Below are 19,941 nucleotides of genomic sequence, written 5' to 3' on the forward strand. Positions count from 1 at the left end.
TAAGTGTTGCATTCATCCATGAAAAAGTGCGCCTGCAACGCTTAGACCTACATCACAAACTCACGCATTACTTGATCTGTGAAAACCAAGCGACCACGTATGCTGTAGAAGATTTAGGGATAAAAAACATGGTAAGAAATCGAAAATTAGCCAAGTCCATTTCGGATGTGGCTTGGGGTCAATTTCTTACGATATTGCAATACAAGGCAAAATGGTTCGGTAAGAATGTGCTACAAATTGGAAGATTCGTTCCAAGTTCTAAAGCATGTTCATGTTGTGGTTATACTATGACAAAATTGCCACTAAGCATAAGAGAATGGCAATGTCCTGACTGTGAAACAGTGCATGATCGTGATTTGAATGCAAGCTTGAATATACGCAATTTCGCTTTAGCTGATGCACTAGGACATAGTGCTGTATAAAGAGTTCCTGTACCGCCATACTGTCAGCGCAGTGCGGTATCGAAAGGTGCAATCTCTAAGATTGCATGGGTCGCAAAGATTCCCCCACCATAGCTCTTAGCTTGGTGGTGGGAGTATGTCAAGACGATCTTATTGGGATGAAATTAAGGGAAAATTATGGGCAACCACTTTTGGTCGCCTAGTTATTGCATTGTATCTTGTGGTGGTGCAAGTTTAGAAGTTGTTAAAAAGTATATCGAAAACCAAAGAATACCAACTTCTAAAAAAAATGCAAAAAAATCCATGTCATTAAAAAAGAGCTAACCAGCCCTTAAAAGAGCGAGAATGCGCTCTTTATGCATGTTCAACATTGAATGATCAGGCGTTTTTAGTGTTTTTTAGAAGACAGTGGGGGAACTGGTCTAAAACAATAGCTTGGGCAGCATTAATATGCTGATGTCGTTATGAGTTGTTACCAGAGAAAATGGCTTGAACAAAACGAGAAAAACTTTGGTTTTGTGATGCAAAGAAACTTTGAGTCGGTGCAGCTTTAATAGATGTAAATACTTTTAAATTATCGTCTGTACGGCCTTTACCTTCAGATTTTTGCTGATTAATCGCTTTTTCGATCAATGAGGTACGTTCAGCAGGCATCGTAAGTTTGTTATTCGATGCGGTGCTGGTTGCAGCACACAAAGCAGTCTGTGCAGTAACGCTTAAACTTAAGCCTAGGCATAGTGCGTATGAAAATTTCATGTCCAAATCTCCCCCTAGTTTTGGTGATGGAACTTTTTATTTGCAAAATAGTTTTAATATTTAGACTACGATTTAACCATCTTTTGTAATTAAAAAGTAGAACTACGTCACAAATTTTACAAGAAAACTAAAAAAGTCTGTACTAGGATTACCTAAATAGACTGTTTTCTCCAGATTTTTGGATGTTTTAGCAAACAACTATGAAGATAGCATGGAGATCGCTTTTGATTGTTGCTATATTAGCAGAATTAAAGCTTTAAATACGTTATTTTTAGATATCTTTAAAACAGAAATAGATTTGAATTTATATTTTATATAACTGATTGTTAAAGTTATTTTTGATTTATATAGTGCTCTCAAGATCAATTTGAGTTTGAGCAGATGAAAAAAATAATAGCATCGGGCATTTTCGCTTTGTTGGGTGGGGTATCGGTACAGGTGTATGCCGCAAAAGATTTATTAAATGTCTCATATGACCCAACACGTGAGTTTTATCAGGAATATAACCTAGAATTTGGACAATATTGGAAAAAACGTACAGGACAAGAGATTAATTTTAAACAATCTCACGGTGGCTCAGGCAAACAAGCTCGTGCAGTGGCAACAGGTTTACAAGCAGACGTTGTCACTTTGGCATTGGCCAATGATATTGATGAAATTGTGGCGACCGGACAAATCAATAAAAACTGGCAAAAACAATTTCCACATAATTCTGCACCGTATACATCAACCATCGTATTTTTGGTGCGCAAAGGTAACCCGAAAAAAATTAAAGATTGGAATGACCTGACCAAACCGGGCGTTGAAATTATTACGCCAAATCCAAAAACAGGCGGCGCACCGCGTTGGATCTATTTATCAGCATGGGGATATGCTTTAAAACAACCGGGGGGCAATGATGCCAAAGCCAAAGAATTGGTGAAAAAACTCTATAGCAATGTCAAAGTTTTGGATTCTGGCGCGCGTGGTTCACTCACGACCTTTGCTGAGCGTGGTATTGGAGATGTGTTGCTGTCTTGGGAAAATGAGGCACTGTTAGCGACTCACGGCTTAGGCAAAGATAAATATGACATTGTTTATCCGTCTATTTCGATTTTAGCCGAACCTTCGGTGGCAGTAGTGGATAAAACTGTCGACAAAAATGGTAATCGAAATTTGGCGAAGGGTTATTTGAACTATCTATATTCACCTAAGGGCCAAGAGCTGGCAGGTAAATATTTCTTCCGCCCTCGCGATGCAAAAGCCACTGCAAAGTACGCTGCTCAATTCCCGAAAGTTCAAACCTTTACCATTGATAAAGTGTTTGGCGGTTGGGCTAAAGCGCAAAAAACACATTTTGTGAATGGTGCGATTTTCGATCAAATTTATAGTGAAAAGAATAAAGAGTAAGTCTGTAAATAACGTTGAGTGGTGTAAAACGGATAATTTAGATTATCCGTTTTTTGCATATGTAATGCATAAAAATCTATACATAGGGAATAAGTAGATTGTTTTTGTGTATTTTAATATGAAAAACAAACAATTAAATTCGCTGCGTTAGTTGTATCCAGCAAAGGGTCTAAACTTGCTGCAATTGCGATTTATGACTTTATTTCATATATTTAGCAGTATTGAATATAAATTTATGCTGGCTGTTATGAAAACTCAATTTAAGGCGTGGCTCAGTGCTGCGTTGCTTGCCACTGGTGTTGCTTTCTCAGCGTCTGCTCAGGCCGCTGATCGTGAATTTTTAAACGTTTCTTATGATGCAACGCGTGAATTTTATGACGAATTTAATAAGTCATTTGGTGCATATTGGAAAGAGCGTACCGGTAAAACGGTTGCATTTAAACAATCACATGGTGGTTCAGGCAAACAAGCCCGTTCCGTGGTTGATGGCTTAAAAGGTGATGTTGTGACTTTGGCGTTGGCCAATGACATCGAAGAAATTGTGAAGTCTGGTCAGATTCAACCAGGTTGGCAAAAAGAGTTTCCACATAACTCAGCGCCATATACGTCAACGATTGTCTTCATGGTGCGTAAGGGCAACCCGAAACATATTAAAGATTGGTCTGATTTAACCAAGCCGGGCGTACAAATTATTACCCCGAACCCGAAAACTGGCGGTCTCCCACGTTGGGTTTACTTGTCAGCTTGGGGTTATGCTTTGAAACAACCGGGTGGTAATGAAGCGAAAGCCAAAGATTTCGTGGGTAAAATGTACCATAACGTAAAAGTAATGGACTCTGCGGCACGTGCATCGATGACTACATTTGCAGAACGTGGTATTGGTGATGTGTTATTGACTTGGGAAAACGAAGCTTTAGTTACTCAAAAAACTTTGGGTAAAAACAAATTTGATATCGTGTATCCATCGATGTCGATTTTGACTGAGCCTTCAGTGGCGATCGTGGATAAAACTGTCGATAAAAATGGTAATAAATGGTTAGCTCAAGGCTATATCAATTATCTTTATTCTCCATTAGGTCAAGAAATGGCGGCTCGTCATTTCTATCGCCCACGTAATGCAGCAGTTTTAGCAAAATATAAATCACAGTTCCCGCCATTAAAAACATTTACTATTGATGAAGTGTTTGGTGGTTGGGCAAAAGCTCAACAAACACATTTTGTGAATGGTGCGATCTTCGATCAGATCTACAATAACAAGCGCTAATACATCGAAATCTAGGATTTGAGATGTTCAAAGACCTCCTTCGGGAGGTTTTTTAATGGATGGCAAAAAATAAAAACGGTTTTCTCTATGGAAAGTAATATTTCTGTACAAAAAGACGTTTGGAGCTTTGCTAAAACAAGGTAATAATGTGCAGTTACATTTTTAGCTGTGTTGAACGAACCCTTATGTCGCATATTTCTGTATTACTTCATGAAACTGTTGATGCTTTACTGGCAGATCGCAATACAGGAATTTTCGTAGATGGCACATTTGGGCGTGGCGGTCATACGCGTTTATTACTGTCTAAATTAGATGAAAATGCACGTGTTTATGCCTTTGATAAAGACCCGCAAGCATTGGCTGTTGCCGCAGAATTAGAACAAGAAGATGCGCGTTTTAAAATTATTCACGCCAGTTTTGCAGACTTAAAAGAAGAACTGCGTAGTCGAGGTATCGATTTGGTCGACGGTATTATGGCGGATTTAGGGGTATCATCTCCACAGTTAGACCAAGCAGAGCGTGGCTTTAGTTTTATGAAAGATGGCCCACTTGATATGCGTATGGACAACTCACAAGGCCCAACAGCCGCAGAGTGGTTGGTTGATATTGAAGAAGAAGATTTGGCCAATATTATTTTTAAATATGGTGAAGAACGTTATAGCCGCCGTATTGCCAAAGCGATTAAAGCGGCAGGGTATATTGAAACCACAGCTCAATTGGCCGAAATTGTGAAAGTTGCCCACCCAAAATGGGAAAAAAATAAACATGCAGCGACACGAACTTTCCAAGCAATTCGTATTGCTATTAACAAAGAACTCGACGATATTGATATCTTCTTACCTCAAGCGGTGGATATGCTGAAACCTGAAGGCACTCTTGCAGTAATCAGTTTCCACTCTTTAGAGGATCGTTTAATTAAACAATTTATTCAAAAAGAATCTACACTTGCAGAAGACACAGGTTGGGGTTTACCACAAAAACGCGAAGATACCCGCCGCTTAAAAAAAGTGTCACGAATTAAAGCAAGTGAAGAAGAAGTTAAAGCCAATCCGCGATCTCGTAGTGCTTGGCTTCGTGTGGCAGAGCGTTTAGCTTAAAAGGCAAAGAATGAAAACCGAAGCAATCGAAAAAAACTCTGATCAATCGCAGTCGAAGAAAATCATTACATATGGCATTTTATTGCTCTTGGTTTTTGTGAGTGCGATTATGGTGGTCTTTCAAGTCTTTGAATATCGCCAAGATTATCGTCAATTGAGTACCTATATGCGTGAAAGGGATGACCTCAACGCAGAATGGGGACGTTTGCTGATCGAACAACAAACTTTCGGTGCAACAGCCCAAATTGGGACACGTGCAGTTACCCAATTACGCATGTATTCGCCTCCTATTGCACAAACCGTTGTTATTTCATTGCCACAAACTCCAGAACAGAAAAAATAGGCTGCCGGTCACATGGTTGAAAAGAGAAACAAACAAACTCCGCGTAAGAAACAGCAGTCTGTTACTGGTCGTACAGCCATTTCGGTGGAGATGTGGCGCTATCACTTGATGTGGGCAGTGGTTTTGCTGTGCTTCATTGCATTGGTGGGGCGGGCTTTTTATGTACAAATCATTAATAAAGACTTTTTACAAAATAAAGCCAATGCTAAAATTTTAAGAACTGAAACCTTAAAAGCCATGCGCGGTGTCATCTATGACCGTCACGGTGTGCCTTTAGCGATTAGTACCCCGATCATGAAAATCGTGATCGATCCACGTGATTATTTTGACAATAAAAAACTCTTTGAAGAAACCACGGCTGAATTGGCTAAAGATCCAAACAATCGTAAATTAAAACGTCAATTACCTGATAAAAATCTAAGCTTAGATGAACTTGCCGATGCTGTCGGTATGGATCGTGCTGAACTGAAACGCAAAATGAATGAGCGTCCACGTTCACGTTATTTGGTTTTAAAGAAAGAAGTACCGCCGCAACAAGCTGAATTGATCATGAAACGTGACTTTCAGGGCGTATATACTGAGAAAAACTATAAGCGCTACTATCCACAGCCTCAGCCAAACTCACAAATTATTGGCTTAACCAATAGTGAGGGCATGGGTATTGAAGGCTTAGAAATGCAACTGAATGAACGTCTTTCAGGTGTTGATGGTGCGCAGCAAATTGTCCGTGATAAAAAGGGCAACCGTGTTAAAGACCCTGAGATTGTGAAAGAAGTCGAGTCGGGCGAAAATATCACGCTCAGTATCGATTCACGTTTGCAATACATCATGTACCGTGAGTTGACCGCCGCAGGGGTGGCCAATAATGCACGTTCTGCAACCGCGATTGCCGTGGATGTCAAAACAGGTGAAATTTTGGCGATGACCTCTTGGCCGTCGTACAACCCGAACGATAAAAAAGGCGTTTTAAATAAAGATGCCATGCGTAACCGTGGTGCGATTGACTCTTTTGAGCCAGGTTCAACCATGAAGCCAATGACCGTGGCAATGGCGTTGGAAAGCGGCAAATACACGGCAAATACAGTTGTAAATACCACACCGGGTTCAATGCGCGTTGGGAATCATACTATTCGAGATACGCATAACTATGGTCCTTTGACTTTGGGCGGCATTATTCAAAAATCGTCTAACGTTGGTGTGGCAAAAATCGCTTTATCTCTCCCTTATGAAACATTGCCGACCTTCTATCAACGTCTTGGCTTTGGTCAACGTTCAGCGGTGAAATTCCCCGGTGAAAGTGCTGGTCTGATTTTACCAAAGAGCAAATGGAATGTGTCTGAAGTAGCGACTATGGCTTATGGTTATGGTTTGAACGCTACAGTACTCCAACTGGCGGATGCTTATGCCATGATTGCCAATAAGGGCGTCAAAATGCCACTGAGCTTGTATAAGCTTGAGGAACAGCCGAAAGGTGAGCAGATTATTGACGCTAAAATTGCCGATCAAGTGCTTTTAATGATGGAAGCGGTGACTTTGCCAGGTGGTACGGCACGTCAAGCCAATATCCCGGGTTATCGCGTGGCGGGTAAAACTGGTACAGCACATAAATTACGTGCAGACCGTAAAGGCTATTCGACTTCAGAATATCGAGCACTCTTTGCCGGTGTTGCACCAGTGAGTGATCCACGTTTGGCCATGATTGTTGTGGTGGAAAACCCAACAGGTCAGTATTACGGTGGCCTGGTGGCTGCACCCGTTTTTGCTCGTGTAATGCAAGAATCTTTACGTTTAATGAACGTACCTTTAGATAAACCTTTAGACACTCCTAAGATCCAGTAATAGGTGATGAATGAAAATTACGTTTCAAGATCTATACACCGTTGAACAGCCCGCTGAATGGATGTCGCAATCCTTTCAGGGCTTCAATCTGGATAGTCGCAAAGTTACAGCAGGGCAAATATTTATTGCCCTGACTTCGTTTTCGCAACCTGAAAAAACAGCACAATTTGCACGTGCAGCGTTAGAGAATGGCGCGTTGGCTGTCATTTCAGAAACTGATTTGGGCTTGGATCAAAGTGTCGTGATCGCGGATGTGCGTCAATTGATGGGGCAGTGGCAAAAGCAATATTTACAGGCAACTCAACCAGCTCAAGCTGCACGAATTTTGGCAGTGACGGGTACCAATGGTAAAACCACGATCTCTCGTTTAATCGCTGAATTACTCATGCTGCAAGGCAAAAAATGTGCAGTGATGGGAACCACTGGTAACGGAATTTTACCGAATTTAGAAGCCTCTTCTCACACCACTTTAGATGCGTTACATATGCAAAATGCGTTGCATACCTATGCACTTGAAGGTGCAGAGTTTGCTGCCATTGAGGCAAGTTCGCATGGCTTAGAACAAGGTCGATTAAATGGCTGTGCAATTGAAATTGCCGCTTATAGCAATTTAAGTCGTGACCATTTGGATTATCATAAAACCCTTGAAGCCTATGCTGAAGCGAAATCACGTTTGTTTCAGTTTCCATCGCTCAAAGTTGCAGTCATCAATCTCGATGATGAACATGCAGAAGTGATGCTGAATGCCGCACGCCAAAACCCGGTTCAGCCTAAAATTTTGACTTATTCAACGCGTCAGGCTGCGGATTATCAAGTGACGGATATTCAATACAGCTTAACGGGCGCACAATTTAAATTGCGTACTGCTCAAGCTGAATTTGTGGTGCAAAGTCCATTATTGGGACACTTCAATATTGAAAATATTGTGGCGAGCTTAATTTCAGCGGAGCAAGCGGGTTTTGACTTATCTGCCTTGATCGCAACTGCGCCCGAGTTAAAAGGTGCACCGGGTCGTATGCAAGTGATTCGTGATGATGAACGCCTGTTTGTGGTGGATTATGCACATACACCAGATGCTTTAGTTCAAGTGTTACAGACTTTAAAACGTCATGTATCGCAACAGCTATGGGCGGTGTTTGGCTGTGGTGGTGATCGTGACCGTGGTAAGCGTCCATTGATGACACAAGCGGCATTAAACCATGCAGATATTGCGTTGATTACCTCAGATAATCCACGTACTGAAAACCCAGAACAAATTTTTGCAGATATGAAGGCTGGTATTGATTTCACTGGAAAAACTGTCCATGAAATCCATGACCGCCGTGAAGCGATTAAATTCGCAGTCAACCATGCGCAAGCGGGTGATATTGTGGTGATTGCTGGTAAAGGCCATGAAAACTATCAAGAAATTGATGGAGTTCGACATTGGTTTGATGATGTGGTGGAAGTGAAATCAGCGATTGATTCACAGCATCACAACACTGACTCGGCTTATCCAGCGCAATAGGAAACAGATATGCATACTTCAACGACCAGTACGGTTCCATTAGAACCATGGACTGCCGAACAGTTGGTTCAAGCGACACGAGGTCACTGGCATAATAATCAAGCGCCGACAGGTCCTGTGAAACGAATTTTGACCGATTCACGTCATGCAGAGCAAGGCGATACTTTTCTTGCCCTGAAAGGTGAACGCTTTGATGCGCATGACTTCCTTGCTCAAGTGGCTGAAAAGGGTTGTGAAATTGCCATTGTGAGTCATCCGGTCGATGTGGATATTTGTCAGTTGGTGGTTGCAGATACACGTTTGGCGCTTGGACATTTGGGTGCATTTCGTCGTGCCCAAAACCCAGCTTTAAAAGTCATTGCCTTGACAGGAAGCAGTGGTAAAACCACAACCAAAGAGATGCTCGGGAGTATCCTTTCTCGTCTTGCACCAACATTAATTACGCGCGGTAATTTAAATAATGACCTTGGTGTGCCGATGATGTTACTTGAGTTGCGTCCAGAACATCAGTATGCCGTGATGGAGCTTGGTGCCAGTCATAAAGGTGAAATTGATTACACCTCAAATTTGGTACAGCCTCAGGTTGCCGGAATTTTAAATATTGGCACCGCTCATATGGGTGAATTTGGTGGGCGTGATGGCATCTGTCGTGCCAAGTCTGAAATTTATGCACATATAGCGAAAACAGGAACTTCGATTGTGCCTGCGGCAGATGATTTTACAGATGCCATTCGTCAAGCTGTGCAAACTGAGCAAGTAATGAGTTTTGGTCAGGGCGGGGATGTCTTTGCGACTGAGACGGAGCTTCAGGCTCAATCTTCACGTTTTATCTTAAATACGCCACAAGGTGCACGTCCTGTTCAACTGCCATTTGCTGGTGAACATAATGTGCAAAATGCCACTGCAGCCGCAGCTTTCGCATTATCGATTGGTGTGAGTTTAGATGATATCGTTGTGGGGCTTGAACATGCGACAGGTGCCAAAGGCCGTCTAAACTTTATTCAGCATAAAGATTATTTGTTTATTGATGATACTTACAATGCAAATCCAACCTCAATGCGTGCTGCTGCTGATGTACTTGCGCAGCAAGATGGCATCAAAGTCATGGTCATTGGGGATATTGGTGAGTTAGGTTCATCTGCTGCACAGCAGCACTACATGTTGGGACGTGATCTTGTCTCACACTCTGGTCTTCAATTTGTCGTTGCTGTCGGTGAGTTTTCACCTGCTGTGCAAGAAGGCGCGCGCAGTACACAATATGGTAAAAAATTACAGGCCTTTCTTACTCAAGAACAGGCTTTACCGTTATTAATTAGTCTAGTCAAAACACATCAGCCTCAGTCCATGAGTTTCCTGTTTAAAGGTTCTCGTTATACCCACATGGAAACTTTGATGGCTGAATTGATGGAGAAACTTTAATGCTGTTATGGTTATTTGAGCAGCTTGCGGGTTATCACAGCTCGTTTCAGGTTGTTCGTTATTTAACGCTTCGTTCGCTACTCAGTGTCTTAACGGCATTGGCCATTGGTCTGTTGCTTGGACCTGTGATGATCCGCAAATTGCAAGCTCTCAAATATGGTCAGGCAGTCAGTTCATTTGCACCTGAAAATCATGCCAAAAAAATGGGCACACCGACTATGGGCGGTGTGTTGATTTTACTGTCTATTGGGATTTCAACCTTACTTTGGGCCGATCTTTCAAACCCTTATGTATGGATTGTACTTGGCGTTATGGTGATCTTTGGTGCTGTTGGCTGGGCCGATGACTGGATTAAAATCCGTTATAAAGATAATGCCGGTCTACCTGCGAAGAAGAAATTCTTTTGGACTTCTGTGGCATCGTTAGGCGCCGGTATTGCGCTCTATGTGATTGCGACACAGCAAGTAAACCCAGTACATACCTCAAATATGTTGGATCTGCTGATTCCATTCTTTAAAGAAATTAGCATTCCGTTGTCTATTATTCCACTCGGTATTGGCTTTATTGTCTTTACTTATTTGGTGATTAACGGCGCATCTAATGCTGTGAACTTAACCGATGGTTTAGATGGCCTAGCAATTATGCCAATCGTTCTGGTTGCCGCAGGTTTAGGTGTATTTGCTTATCTGGCTGGTGATGTTCGTTTTGCCGATTATTTACATATCCCTTATGTGAAATACGCATCTGAACTTGTCGTGATCTGTGCGGCAATGATCGGTGCTGGTTTGGCATTCTTATGGTTTAACGCACATCCTGCTCAAGTGTTTATGGGTGATGTCGGTGCCTTATCTCTAGGTGCGATGCTCGGTACGATCGCAGTCATGGTTCGTCAAGAAATTGTTTTTGCCATTATGGGCGGTGTCTTTGTGGTTGAAGCTATTTCTGTTTTCTTGCAAATTGGCTCACTGCGTATGCGGAACAAGCGTGTATTCTTAATGGCACCGCTGCACCATCACTATGAGAAAAAGGGATGGCGTGAAACTCAGGTGGTGATTCGTTTTTGGATTATCACAATTATGCTGGTAGTTTTGGGTCTAATGACTTTAAAATTACGTTAAGCAAATAAATAAACGAAACCGGCATTTGCTCCCACAGATGCCGGTTTTTTTATTTCAAAAATATAGTGGAGTAAATGATGAACCTGTTGATGTGTCCTGTATGCCGTGAAGCATTGAAACTCACAGAGCGGACATGGCGCTGTGAAAATAATCATAGCTATGATGTTGCAAAACAAGGCTATGTCAATTTACATGTGGTTCAACATAAACACAGTAAAAACCCGGGTGATACGCCTGAATCTGTACAGGCGCGTCGAGCATTTTTAAGTGCAGGTCACTATGCACCTTTGCAACAGGCAGTAGTGGCTTTGATTCAAAAGTTACGTGTTGAAAACTTGTTGGATATTGGCTGTGGTGAAGGCTATTACACCAATGCAATGCAAGCTGAAGTATTACAGTGTGTGGGTGTCGATATTGCTAAAAATGCAGTACAAGTGGCCGCTAAACTGAATAAAGAGGTGACTTGGGTGGTAGGGACAGGGGCGACCTTGCCTGTGTTAGATCACTCAATTGACTTGTGTACGAGTTTATTTAGTCCTATTCCTAAAGAAGAAATCCTTCGCGTTTTAAAGCCTGAGGGGCACTTGATGGTGGTTACACCTGCACCAGAGCATCTTTATGCTATGCGTGAAGCTTTGTTTGAAGAAGTAAAACCACATGAACCGCATAAATTTGTGGAACAACTGGCGAATGATTTTGAATTGGAAAGTGAGCAAGTGGTACAAGCGAAAATGTCACTTTCTCAGCAGGATCTCAAAAACTTAATTGCAATGACGCCTTATGCCTATAAAGTCAAAGCTGAGCGTCGAGAAGCTCTAGAAAAAAATGAACAATTTGAGTTGCAAGCGCAGTATCAAATTTATCTCTTTAAAAAGAAATAATGCATTGGAAGTGATAAAAAAGCCCTCGTTTGAGGGCTTTTTTTATGCAGTATTTACTGAACTTGATCGATGAGATGATCAAGTGCGTCCGTTTTATGCTCTGCACCTTGTGGTTTAGGCTGCATTGGTGGTGGCGCAGTCCGAGTCGGTGCAAGATTGGTTTCAGTAGACCCAGGAAGGTCGTCAAAATCATTTTGCGTAGCCTGTGGTTTTGGTACAACAGGAACAGGACGATACAGCGGTTGAGCCATCGGCGGCGTTGCTGCACGATCTTGTTCAGGTTGACCTTGAGTCGCTTTAGCTGAATTGCGATTGATTGGATTCTTGGCATGAGTGTCTAAACGCACCCAAGCTTCAGGTGTGCCTTTGAGTGATTTCGCCATAAAATCTGACCAAATCGGCAGAGCTGCAACACCACCATATTCACGACGACCTAAGGTAGAGGGTTGGTCAAAACCGACCCAAGCCACAGTGACTAATTTTCCATTAAATCCAGCAAACCACGCGTCTTTTGCGTCATTGGTTGTACCGGTTTTACCGCCTAAATCTCCGCGACCAATTTTTAAAGCCGCTCGACCTGTACCATGTTGGATCACGTCACGCAAGATGTTCGCCATATCAAAGGCCGAACTCGACTTCAAAATTCGCTGAGCTTGCTTATAGTTTGCTGCTTCAGTATCGGAAATTTTCGATTCAGCGGGCTTGTTATCCTGATTGGTGACTTCAATCACTTCATCATCTGGCGTGGTCGGATCTGCAGATTCAACTTCGTCCTTTTGATTGATACATTGAATACATGCATATTCAGGATTGGCTTGATAAATCACTTTGCCATAAGCATCTTCAATACGGCTAATAAAGTGCGGTTGAATACGATATCCACCGTTAGCAAATGTCGCATAACCTGTCGCCATTTGAATCGGTAATACCTGTGGGGTACCTAAAGCAATGGTGTAGTTACGTGGAATTTGGTTTTCTTGTAAGCCAAAATCCATAAATAGTTGGCGAGTACGTTCAATCCCAACGACTTGTAATAAGCGAACAGAGACCGTGTTACGTGATAAATATAGGGCACGGCGTAGAGGAATCATCCCTAAATACCGACCGTCAGAGTTTTTAGGCGTCCACTTGCCAATCGTAATTGGATTGTCATTGACCATGGAATACGGAGTCATGCCACGTTCAAGTGCTAAAGCATAAACAAAGGGTTTAATGGTTGAACCCGGCTGACGCCAGCCTTGTAAGGCACGGTTAAATTTAGATTGATAAAAATTATAACCACCGACAATGGCTTCAATACCACCATTATTGGGGTTGAGTGCGATCAATTGACCTTGTGCTTTTGGAATTTGTACCAAAGCCCATGAGCTTTTATCAGCATTTGGACGTAGGCGAATAATATCTTTTACTTTAACAATTTGTGAGGCTTTGCTAGGCGCATTGCCTACACTATTGGCATTGCGATAGGGGCGTGCCCAAGACAGACCTGACCATGGAACTGTCACACTACTACCGTCTTGCATCAACACTTCGATACTGGTGTTGTTGACTTTAGTGACTTCGGCAGGATAGGTGTTGGCATATGGAATAAAGTTTTTTAATGGCTCATCATGTGCTTCTGCACCGCGCCAACCATGTCGTCTATCGTAAGCTTCGAGACCTTCTTGCACTGCCTGCTCAGCATAGGCTTGGCGTTGGCTGTTGATGGTGGTGTAGACTTTATAGCCAGAATCAGTCGCTTGTTCGCCAAACTTTTCTACGAGTTCAGAGCGAACCATTTCCCCGACGTAGGGGAATTTGTTGCTGACCCCGCGGTCAGGCATATCGAGATTAATCGGTTCAGCAATTGCTTCTTGATATTCCGATTGATTGATATAACCCAATTGCAACATACGTCCTAAAATCCAATTACGACGCTCTAAAGCACGTTTTGGATTGGCTACTGGATTGTATTTTGAAGGTGCTTTGGGTAAGCCTGAAATCATTGCCATTTGAGCCAAACTCAAATCTTGCAAGCTCTTGTTATAATAAATTTTTGCTGCTGCAGCGATCCCGTAGGCATTTTTGCCCAAAAAGATTTTGTTGACATACAGCGTTAAAATTTCTTCTTTACTTAGATTTTGTTCAATTTTTCGAGCAAGGAAAACTTCGGTCAATTTACGTTTTAATGTGCGCTCAGGAGTTAGATAATAGTTTTTTGCAACCTGCATGGTAATGGTTGAACCACCGGTTTGCACATCTGAGCCTGTAATACTTTCACTGACAGCACGCCCCAATCCTTTGAAACTAATACCGCTGTGTTCAAAAAACGAAGAATCTTCCGCAGCTAAAAAGCCATGAATGAAATGAGACGGGATTTGGTCGTACTCTACAGGGACCGAAAGTTTGCCACCATATTCTGCAATCAGCTCATTATCAGCACTATAAACCTGCAATGGTTTTAATAATGGAGCCTTTTTTAAGATGGACATTTCAGGCAAAGACGGGGCAATATAGAGATACATGCCATAGAAACCCATTGGAATTGCGACCAAAATAATAATAATGGCCAAAAAAAATGGATGAACAAGGCCTGAACAAGATAGCTTTTTCATAACAAGTAAGTTTTAATAAGAGCTAATGGCAAACTAATTGGTGGTCAGTATATCCTTTCGATATACGGATTGTTAGATGAGTTATTGTATCTGTATAAAATTATAGACCAATGCTAATTAGTGGGTTAATTTTTTTGGGGATAAAAAAATAATAGGAATTATATTGTGCTCAGGTTATATCGTAAGCCAAATAAGGGGTTAATAGGAGTAGATATTAGTTCGACTTCTGTTAAGGTTTTGGAACTTTCTGTAAAGAGTGGGCGGTATTGGGTAGAAAGCTATGCTTTGGTCCCATTACCAGAAGGAAGTGTTGTTGAGAAGAACATATTGAATCCGGAAGCTGTAGGTGACTGTTTAGAGCGCGCAATTAATTTGGCCAATACGCAGACCACTAATGCAGCTTTAGCGGTTCCAACATCGATGGTGATTACAAAAATCATCGAAATGGACGCAGATATGAACGATGATGAACGTGAAATTCAGATTCGTGATGATGCTGAGCAATATATTCCTTTCCCATTGGATGAAGCGAGCCTTGATTTTGAGGTCTTGCCGGATCGTCTATCTAATCCAAATCGTGTCAATGTTTTACTTGTCGCTACGCGTATTGAAAATGTTGAAGCGCGTGCGGAAGTTATTCAGCTTGCGGGTCTGACACCAAAAATTGGCGATGTAGAAAGCTTTGCAATTGAAAATGCATTTAAAGTTTTCTCAGATACTTTGCCAATGGGTGTAAATACCGTGGGCATTTTAGATATTGGTCATAGTATGACGACCTTATCTGTCATGCAGAATAACAAAGTGATTTATACCCGTGAGCAAGTGTTTGGTGGCAAACAATTGACACAGGAAATTCAAAATCGCTATGCATTGTCTTTCGAAGAAGCGGGTCGTGCGAAAAAAACACGTGCTTTGCCAGATGATTATGATGTTGAAGTCTTAGAACCTTTCTTAGAAGCTGTCGTTCAACAAGCAGCGCGTTCTTTACAGTTCTTCTTCTCATCTTCACAGTTCAACGAAATTGACCATATTTTATTGGCAGGGGGGAATGCCAATATTCCGGGGCTTGCAAAACTACTTCAACAAAAATTGGGTTACCGCGTCACGATTGCCAATCCATTCTTACAAATGGGTTTTTCACCTCAAATTGATATTAAAAAAATTGAAAATGATGCCTCATCACTCATGGTGGCATGCGGTCTAGCATTGAGGAGTTTTGATTAATGGCAAAAATTAACTTGCTCCCTTGGCGTGATGAGCTAAGAGAGAAACGAAAAAAAGAATTTATTGCACTTTGTATTGGGGCTTTCTTAATTGGGGTAATTGGGGTTGGTTTAACATGGTTGTACTTTGATCACAAATTAAAAGATCAAGAACAAGCGAACCAATTGATTATCAGTCATAACCAAAATTTAGATGTTCAATTAAAGTCTTTGGACGGTTTGCAAGAACAGCGTAATGCCATTATTGAACGCATGAAGTTGATTCAAGGCTTACAAGGTCAACGTCCAATCGCTGTACATCTTGTAGATGAATTGGTTCGTGTGACACCTGCCAATATGTACATCACAAAATTTGAGCGTAATGGCGACAAATTTATGATCGAAGGGCGTGCGGAAAGTCCAAATACTGTTGCAGATTTACTGCGTAATTTGGAAGCGTCACCTTGGTATCGTAATGCCTTCATGAGCTCATTCCTTGTGGCTGAAGAGAAAAAAGACAAAGCGCCGACATCTGTGGTTCCTCGCGTAGAAGAATCTTATGGTGCATTTACTGTGACTGCTGATTTGGAGCAAATTGCGCAGCCGACCATTAATGATCCAGCAGCAAATGCAGGACAGTCAGCTTCATCGGCGCAAAAATCTGACGCACAAACTGCAGCAACACCAACTCCGGAGGTTGCAAAATGAGTCGTGATGAATTTGAGCAATTGAATCAAGATGCTGTTGTCATTCCGAAAAAGAAAATGACTTTTGATAAGTTTGTACAGCAGTTCAATACGCTAGATCCGAATAACTATGGTAGTTGGCCAATTTCAGTCAAAATTACCTGTTGGATTTTTATCATTATTCTTGTGGCAATTTTGGGCTATTTCTTGGCGATTAAAGGCAAGATTGAAGCTATTTCAAGTGCTAATGCGCAAGAACAAAATTTGTTGAATGAGTTTCGTGAGAAAGATTCGAAACTGCGTAATTTGCAACAATATCAGTTGCAGTTGCAGGATATGGAAGCACGTTTTAATCAACAATTAGAACAATTGCCGAAAGAAACTGAAATTCCAGGTTTGGTTGAAGATATCAACTTAACTGGTGTGAATTCTGGACTGAAATTTAAAATTATTCGTCTTGAGCCTGAAGTGAAGCAAGAATTCTTTACGGAACAACCAATTCATATTGAAGCAACAGGTGATTACCATGCCTTTGGTTCATTTGTGAGTGGTATTGCAGGGCTTTCACGGATTGTGACTTTGCATAATTTAACGATTACAGCAACTGAAAATAAAGAAAAGAATTCAGATATTCCAAAAATTGATTATGTGATTTCTGCGAAAACATATCGTTACGAAGGAAATACTGAAAGTGCTGCGAAAGCTGCAGATTCAGCAAGCACACAGGAGGCTCCAAAATGAAAATGAATAAATTGGCACTTTCTGTGATGGTTGGATTTGTATTAGTAGGTTGCGAATCACGTATTGATGTGGTCAATCAAGAGATGGCAAATATACGCAATCAAGCGCCACTAGCGATTGAGCCTGCGCCAGATTTTGTGCCTGTCGAGACTTTTAATTATGCAGCGCATTCTTTAAAAAGTCCGTTCTTGCCAAGTTCATTGGCAGCAGAACTTAAAATCATGGCGGGTAAGCGTGTTTATCCAAACTTGAGTCGTCAGCCTCAACCTTTGGAAAGTTATGCACTCGAAACCCTGAATATGAAGGGGAGTATGCGTAACCAATCTGGGCAAATTTTAGCCTTGATTCAGACGCCGGATGGTGAAGTTGAGCGTATTCAACGTGGAAGTTATATGGGGCTCAATCATGGTCGAGTGGTAAATATTACCCCGACGCAAATTGATTTGATTGAGATTATTCCGGATGGGCGAGAAGGATATGTAGAGCGTCCTAGAAGTCTCATATTAATTGGACCAGCACCTTAAGCTTAAAGGAATAAAAATGAAGAATAGTGTACAAGATTTTATTTTTGGGGATGGCAATACAATGAATCATGTGTTTCGTCAGTTTTCGATGGGGGCTGTTGCAATGGCGATGATGCAAGTTGCCAATGCTCAGGTGAGTGTAACCAATGTGGTACCAATGCAAATTCCAGGTCAAGGGACTGAAATTCGCGTGATGTTTAATGGCTTGCCGCCGCAACCACAAGCTTATCAACTCGATCAACCATCACGATTGGTTTTAGACTTTGATAAAGCACAGCAAAATTTAAAACAAAGTTCAATTCCTGTTGCAACGGCTGAAGCGAGCACTGTGGATGTGAGTTCGGATGCACAACGTGCGCGCTTAACTGTGAATTTAGCCAATGCTGGCGCTTTTACCACGCGTGTTGAAGGTAATACCTTTATTTTAAAAATCAACTCTGCACAAGCTGCAAATTATGTACAGCCTGTAGCACAACGTCAGCAACAGGGCATCTCAAATATTGGTTTCCACCGTGGTTCTAATGGTGAAGGTCAAGTTGTTGTTGATTTACTGGGTGGAAATACTCCCGTTGATGTTCAACAGCAAGGCAGTAAAGTGGTGATCCGTACTTTAGGCAATAAAGTACCTGCACATTTGACTCGCCGTTTAAATGTCAATGATTTTGCAACACCTGTTGCAACGGTGGATGCACATAATGATGGCGGTAATGGTGTGATTACCATTCAGTCGACTGGCAGCTATGAATATATGGCGTACCAAACTGATAATAAATTAACGGTAAGTTTGAAACGTCCGGAAGATAAGAATCCATTACGTCCTAAAGCTGCCAATCATTATACCGGTAAGAAGATTTCATTAGACTTCCAAGATATTGAAGTACGTCGTGTGCTGCAACTTTTGGCTGATTTCACTGAAATCAATATGGTTGCTGCTGATACGGTTCAAGGGAATATTACACTTCGCTTAAAAGATGTGCCTTGGGATCAAGCATTAGATATCGTTTTGAAAACCAAGAATTTGGACAAACGTCGTAATGGTAATGTGATTTGGATTGCGCCTGTATCTGAGTTGATTAAAGCGGAAGAAGAAGAAGCAAAAGCCTTACGTCAAAGTATGAAGTTGGCACCATTACAGACTGAATATTTAACGCTGAGCTATGCAAAAGCTGCTGAGATAGAGAAGCTGATTACGCAGTCTAAAACTGCGGGTAATAGCGGTTCGTCAAATAATAGTAATAATGCTGATGATGATCGGGGTAATTTGTTAAGTCCACGCGGAACGATTTCTGCAGATACGCGTACAAATACACTGATTATTAATGATACCGCGCAAAATATTGATCAAATTCGTAAAATGGTGGATTTGCTTGATGTATCAGTCAAGCAAGTGATGGTTGAAGCCCGTATTGTTCGCGCTTCAACAGAGTTTAGTAAAGAGATGGGTGTCAAGTGGGGCTTGTTATCACAAGGGATTAATCAAAATAATGATTTGTTGGTTGGCGGTAGTGATCAAACTTTGCGGGATTTAAAAACACCTGATGATGACGGCAAATATACTATTCAACGTCCACAAAACTTAAATGTGGATTTAGGTGTCACTAGTCAAGGTGCGAGCCGTATTGCCTTTGGTTTAATTAGCTTGTCTGACTTTATGCTGGATTTGGAACTCTCTGCATTACAAGCAGATGGTTATGGTGAAGTGATTTCTACGCCTAAAGTCCTCACTGCAGATAAGCAAAAAGCAAGTGTGCAATCTGGTGTTGAAGTTCCTTACCAGTCTGCTGAAGGTGGTGGCGCAAATGCTGTATCTAAAACTGAGTTCAAAGAAATTGTATTAAAATTAGATGTAACACCAAGTATTACCCCTGATGGCAAAGTGCAGATGCAACTCGATATTAAAAACGACAGTATTGCAGGTGTAACGAGTCAAGGCGAATTTTATTTAAATAAAAATATGCTTAACACTAATGTTTTGGTGGATAATGGAGAAACAGTAGTCTTGGGGGGGATTTTCGAGCAGGAAACCGCTAATAGACAAACCAAGGTACCATTCTTGGGTGATATTCCTTACCTAGGTCGTTTATTCCGTAAAGATTTGAAATCTGATAACAAGCGAGAGCTATTGATTTTTGTTACTCCGCGAATTGTTAATGACAGTGTTACAAGAAATCATTAATATA

The 19,941-nt window shown here is 41.5% G+C and carries 17 protein-coding genes and 1 pseudogene; 16 read left to right on the forward strand and 2 right to left on the reverse strand.

The genetic code is table 11. The features are described from left to right. Positions 1-422, forward strand: a 422-nt coding sequence (locus FTT98_RS03560) for an RNA-guided endonuclease TnpB family protein (RefSeq protein ID WP_180177004.1), incomplete at its 5' end; no start/stop codon positions are given. A gap of 171 nt (positions 423-593) precedes the next feature. Next, positions 594-725, forward strand: a pseudogene (locus FTT98_RS03565) (transposase); the annotation flags it as partial. Between the two features lie 138 nt (positions 726-863). On the opposite strand, the gene FTT98_RS03570 reads toward FTT98_RS03565, so the two are convergent. Then, complete coding sequence (locus FTT98_RS03570; protein WP_180039355.1) at positions 864-1,157, reverse strand: hypothetical protein; 294 nt, start codon at positions 1,155-1,157, stop codon at positions 864-866. Between the two features lie 381 nt (positions 1,158-1,538). On the opposite strand from FTT98_RS03570, the gene FTT98_RS03575 reads away from it, so the two are divergent. The 9 genes from FTT98_RS03575 (at position 1,539) to FTT98_RS03615 (ending at position 12,014) form a co-directional block, all read left to right on the forward strand. Then, positions 1,539-2,546: a sulfate ABC transporter substrate-binding protein gene (locus FTT98_RS03575; protein ID WP_180177005.1), complete on the forward strand. Its 1,008-nt coding sequence runs from the start codon at positions 1,539-1,541 to the stop codon at positions 2,544-2,546. 247 nt (positions 2,547-2,793) lie between these two features. Then, complete coding sequence (locus tag FTT98_RS03580) at positions 2,794-3,810, forward strand: sulfate ABC transporter substrate-binding protein (protein WP_078189545.1); 1,017 nt, start codon at positions 2,794-2,796, stop codon at positions 3,808-3,810. Positions 3,811-3,995: 185 nt separating this feature from the next. Next, positions 3,996-4,907, forward strand: coding sequence for a 16S rRNA (cytosine(1402)-N(4))-methyltransferase RsmH (gene rsmH / locus FTT98_RS03585; protein WP_180008673.1), 912 nt, complete (start codon positions 3,996-3,998; stop codon positions 4,905-4,907). Positions 4,908-4,917: 10 nt separating this feature from the next. Beyond that, positions 4,918-5,250: a cell division protein FtsL gene (gene ftsL / locus FTT98_RS03590; RefSeq protein WP_078189390.1), complete on the forward strand. Its 333-nt coding sequence runs from the start codon at positions 4,918-4,920 to the stop codon at positions 5,248-5,250. Between the two features lie 12 nt (positions 5,251-5,262). Beyond that, complete coding sequence (ftsI, locus tag FTT98_RS03595) at positions 5,263-7,089, forward strand: penicillin-binding protein PBP3 (protein WP_180124608.1); 1,827 nt, start codon at positions 5,263-5,265, stop codon at positions 7,087-7,089. Between the two features lie 10 nt (positions 7,090-7,099). Continuing rightward, the gene (locus tag FTT98_RS03600; RefSeq protein WP_180177006.1) at positions 7,100-8,596 is read left to right on the forward strand and encodes a UDP-N-acetylmuramoyl-L-alanyl-D-glutamate--2,6-diaminopimelate ligase; all 1,497 of its coding nucleotides are present in this window, start codon (positions 7,100-7,102) and stop codon (positions 8,594-8,596) included. A 9-nt stretch (positions 8,597-8,605) separates the two neighbouring features. After that, positions 8,606-10,015, forward strand: coding sequence for a UDP-N-acetylmuramoyl-tripeptide--D-alanyl-D-alanine ligase (murF, locus tag FTT98_RS03605; RefSeq protein ID WP_180177007.1), 1,410 nt, complete (start codon positions 8,606-8,608; stop codon positions 10,013-10,015). Further along, a complete protein-coding gene (mraY, locus tag FTT98_RS03610) occupies positions 10,015-11,133 on the forward strand; it encodes a phospho-N-acetylmuramoyl-pentapeptide-transferase (RefSeq protein WP_180177008.1) in 1,119 nt (372 codons plus the stop codon). The genes murF and mraY overlap by 1 nt, the downstream gene beginning before the upstream one ends. Positions 11,134-11,210: 77 nt before the next feature. Next, positions 11,211-12,014 (forward strand): putative RNA methyltransferase, encoded by an 804-nt coding sequence (locus tag FTT98_RS03615; protein WP_180113316.1) that lies wholly within the window; start codon positions 11,211-11,213, stop codon positions 12,012-12,014. A 53-nt stretch (positions 12,015-12,067) separates the two neighbouring features. Here FTT98_RS03615 and ponA read toward each other — a convergent pair whose 3' ends face one another. Next, positions 12,068-14,608 carry a penicillin-binding protein PBP1a gene (gene ponA, locus FTT98_RS03620; RefSeq protein ID WP_180177009.1) on the reverse strand — a complete coding sequence of 847 codons (2,541 nt, stop codon included), beginning with the start codon at positions 14,606-14,608 and terminating at the stop codon, positions 12,068-12,070. A gap of 165 nt (positions 14,609-14,773) precedes the next feature. Here ponA and FTT98_RS03625 point away from each other — a divergent pair, with 165 nt between their 5' ends. From FTT98_RS03625 to pilQ, 5 genes are read left to right on the forward strand one after another with little or no spacing between them, the layout of a single operon-like run. Continuing rightward, a complete protein-coding gene (locus tag FTT98_RS03625; protein ID WP_078189383.1) occupies positions 14,774-15,832 on the forward strand; it encodes a pilus assembly protein PilM in 1,059 nt (352 codons plus the stop codon). Further along, positions 15,832-16,518 (forward strand): PilN domain-containing protein, encoded by a 687-nt coding sequence (locus tag FTT98_RS03630; RefSeq protein WP_168378182.1) that lies wholly within the window; start codon positions 15,832-15,834, stop codon positions 16,516-16,518. The genes FTT98_RS03625 and FTT98_RS03630 overlap by 1 nt, the downstream gene beginning before the upstream one ends. Beyond that, a complete protein-coding gene (locus tag FTT98_RS03635) occupies positions 16,515-17,237 on the forward strand; it encodes a type 4a pilus biogenesis protein PilO (protein WP_078189381.1) in 723 nt (240 codons plus the stop codon). Before FTT98_RS03630 ends, FTT98_RS03635 begins: the two co-directional genes overlap by 4 nt. Next, complete coding sequence (locus FTT98_RS03640; protein ID WP_180177010.1) at positions 17,234-17,761, forward strand: pilus assembly protein PilP; 528 nt, start codon at positions 17,234-17,236, stop codon at positions 17,759-17,761. The genes FTT98_RS03635 and FTT98_RS03640 overlap by 4 nt, the downstream gene beginning before the upstream one ends. A gap of 16 nt (positions 17,762-17,777) precedes the next feature. Next, the gene (gene pilQ, locus FTT98_RS03645; RefSeq protein WP_180177011.1) at positions 17,778-19,937 is read left to right on the forward strand and encodes a type IV pilus secretin PilQ; all 2,160 of its coding nucleotides are present in this window, start codon (positions 17,778-17,780) and stop codon (positions 19,935-19,937) included. Positions 19,938-19,941 lie beyond the last annotated feature (4 nt).

The sequence above is a fragment of the Acinetobacter sp. YH12039 genome, assembly GCF_013420015.1.
Lineage (GTDB): Bacteria > Pseudomonadota > Gammaproteobacteria > Pseudomonadales > Moraxellaceae > Acinetobacter > Acinetobacter amyesii.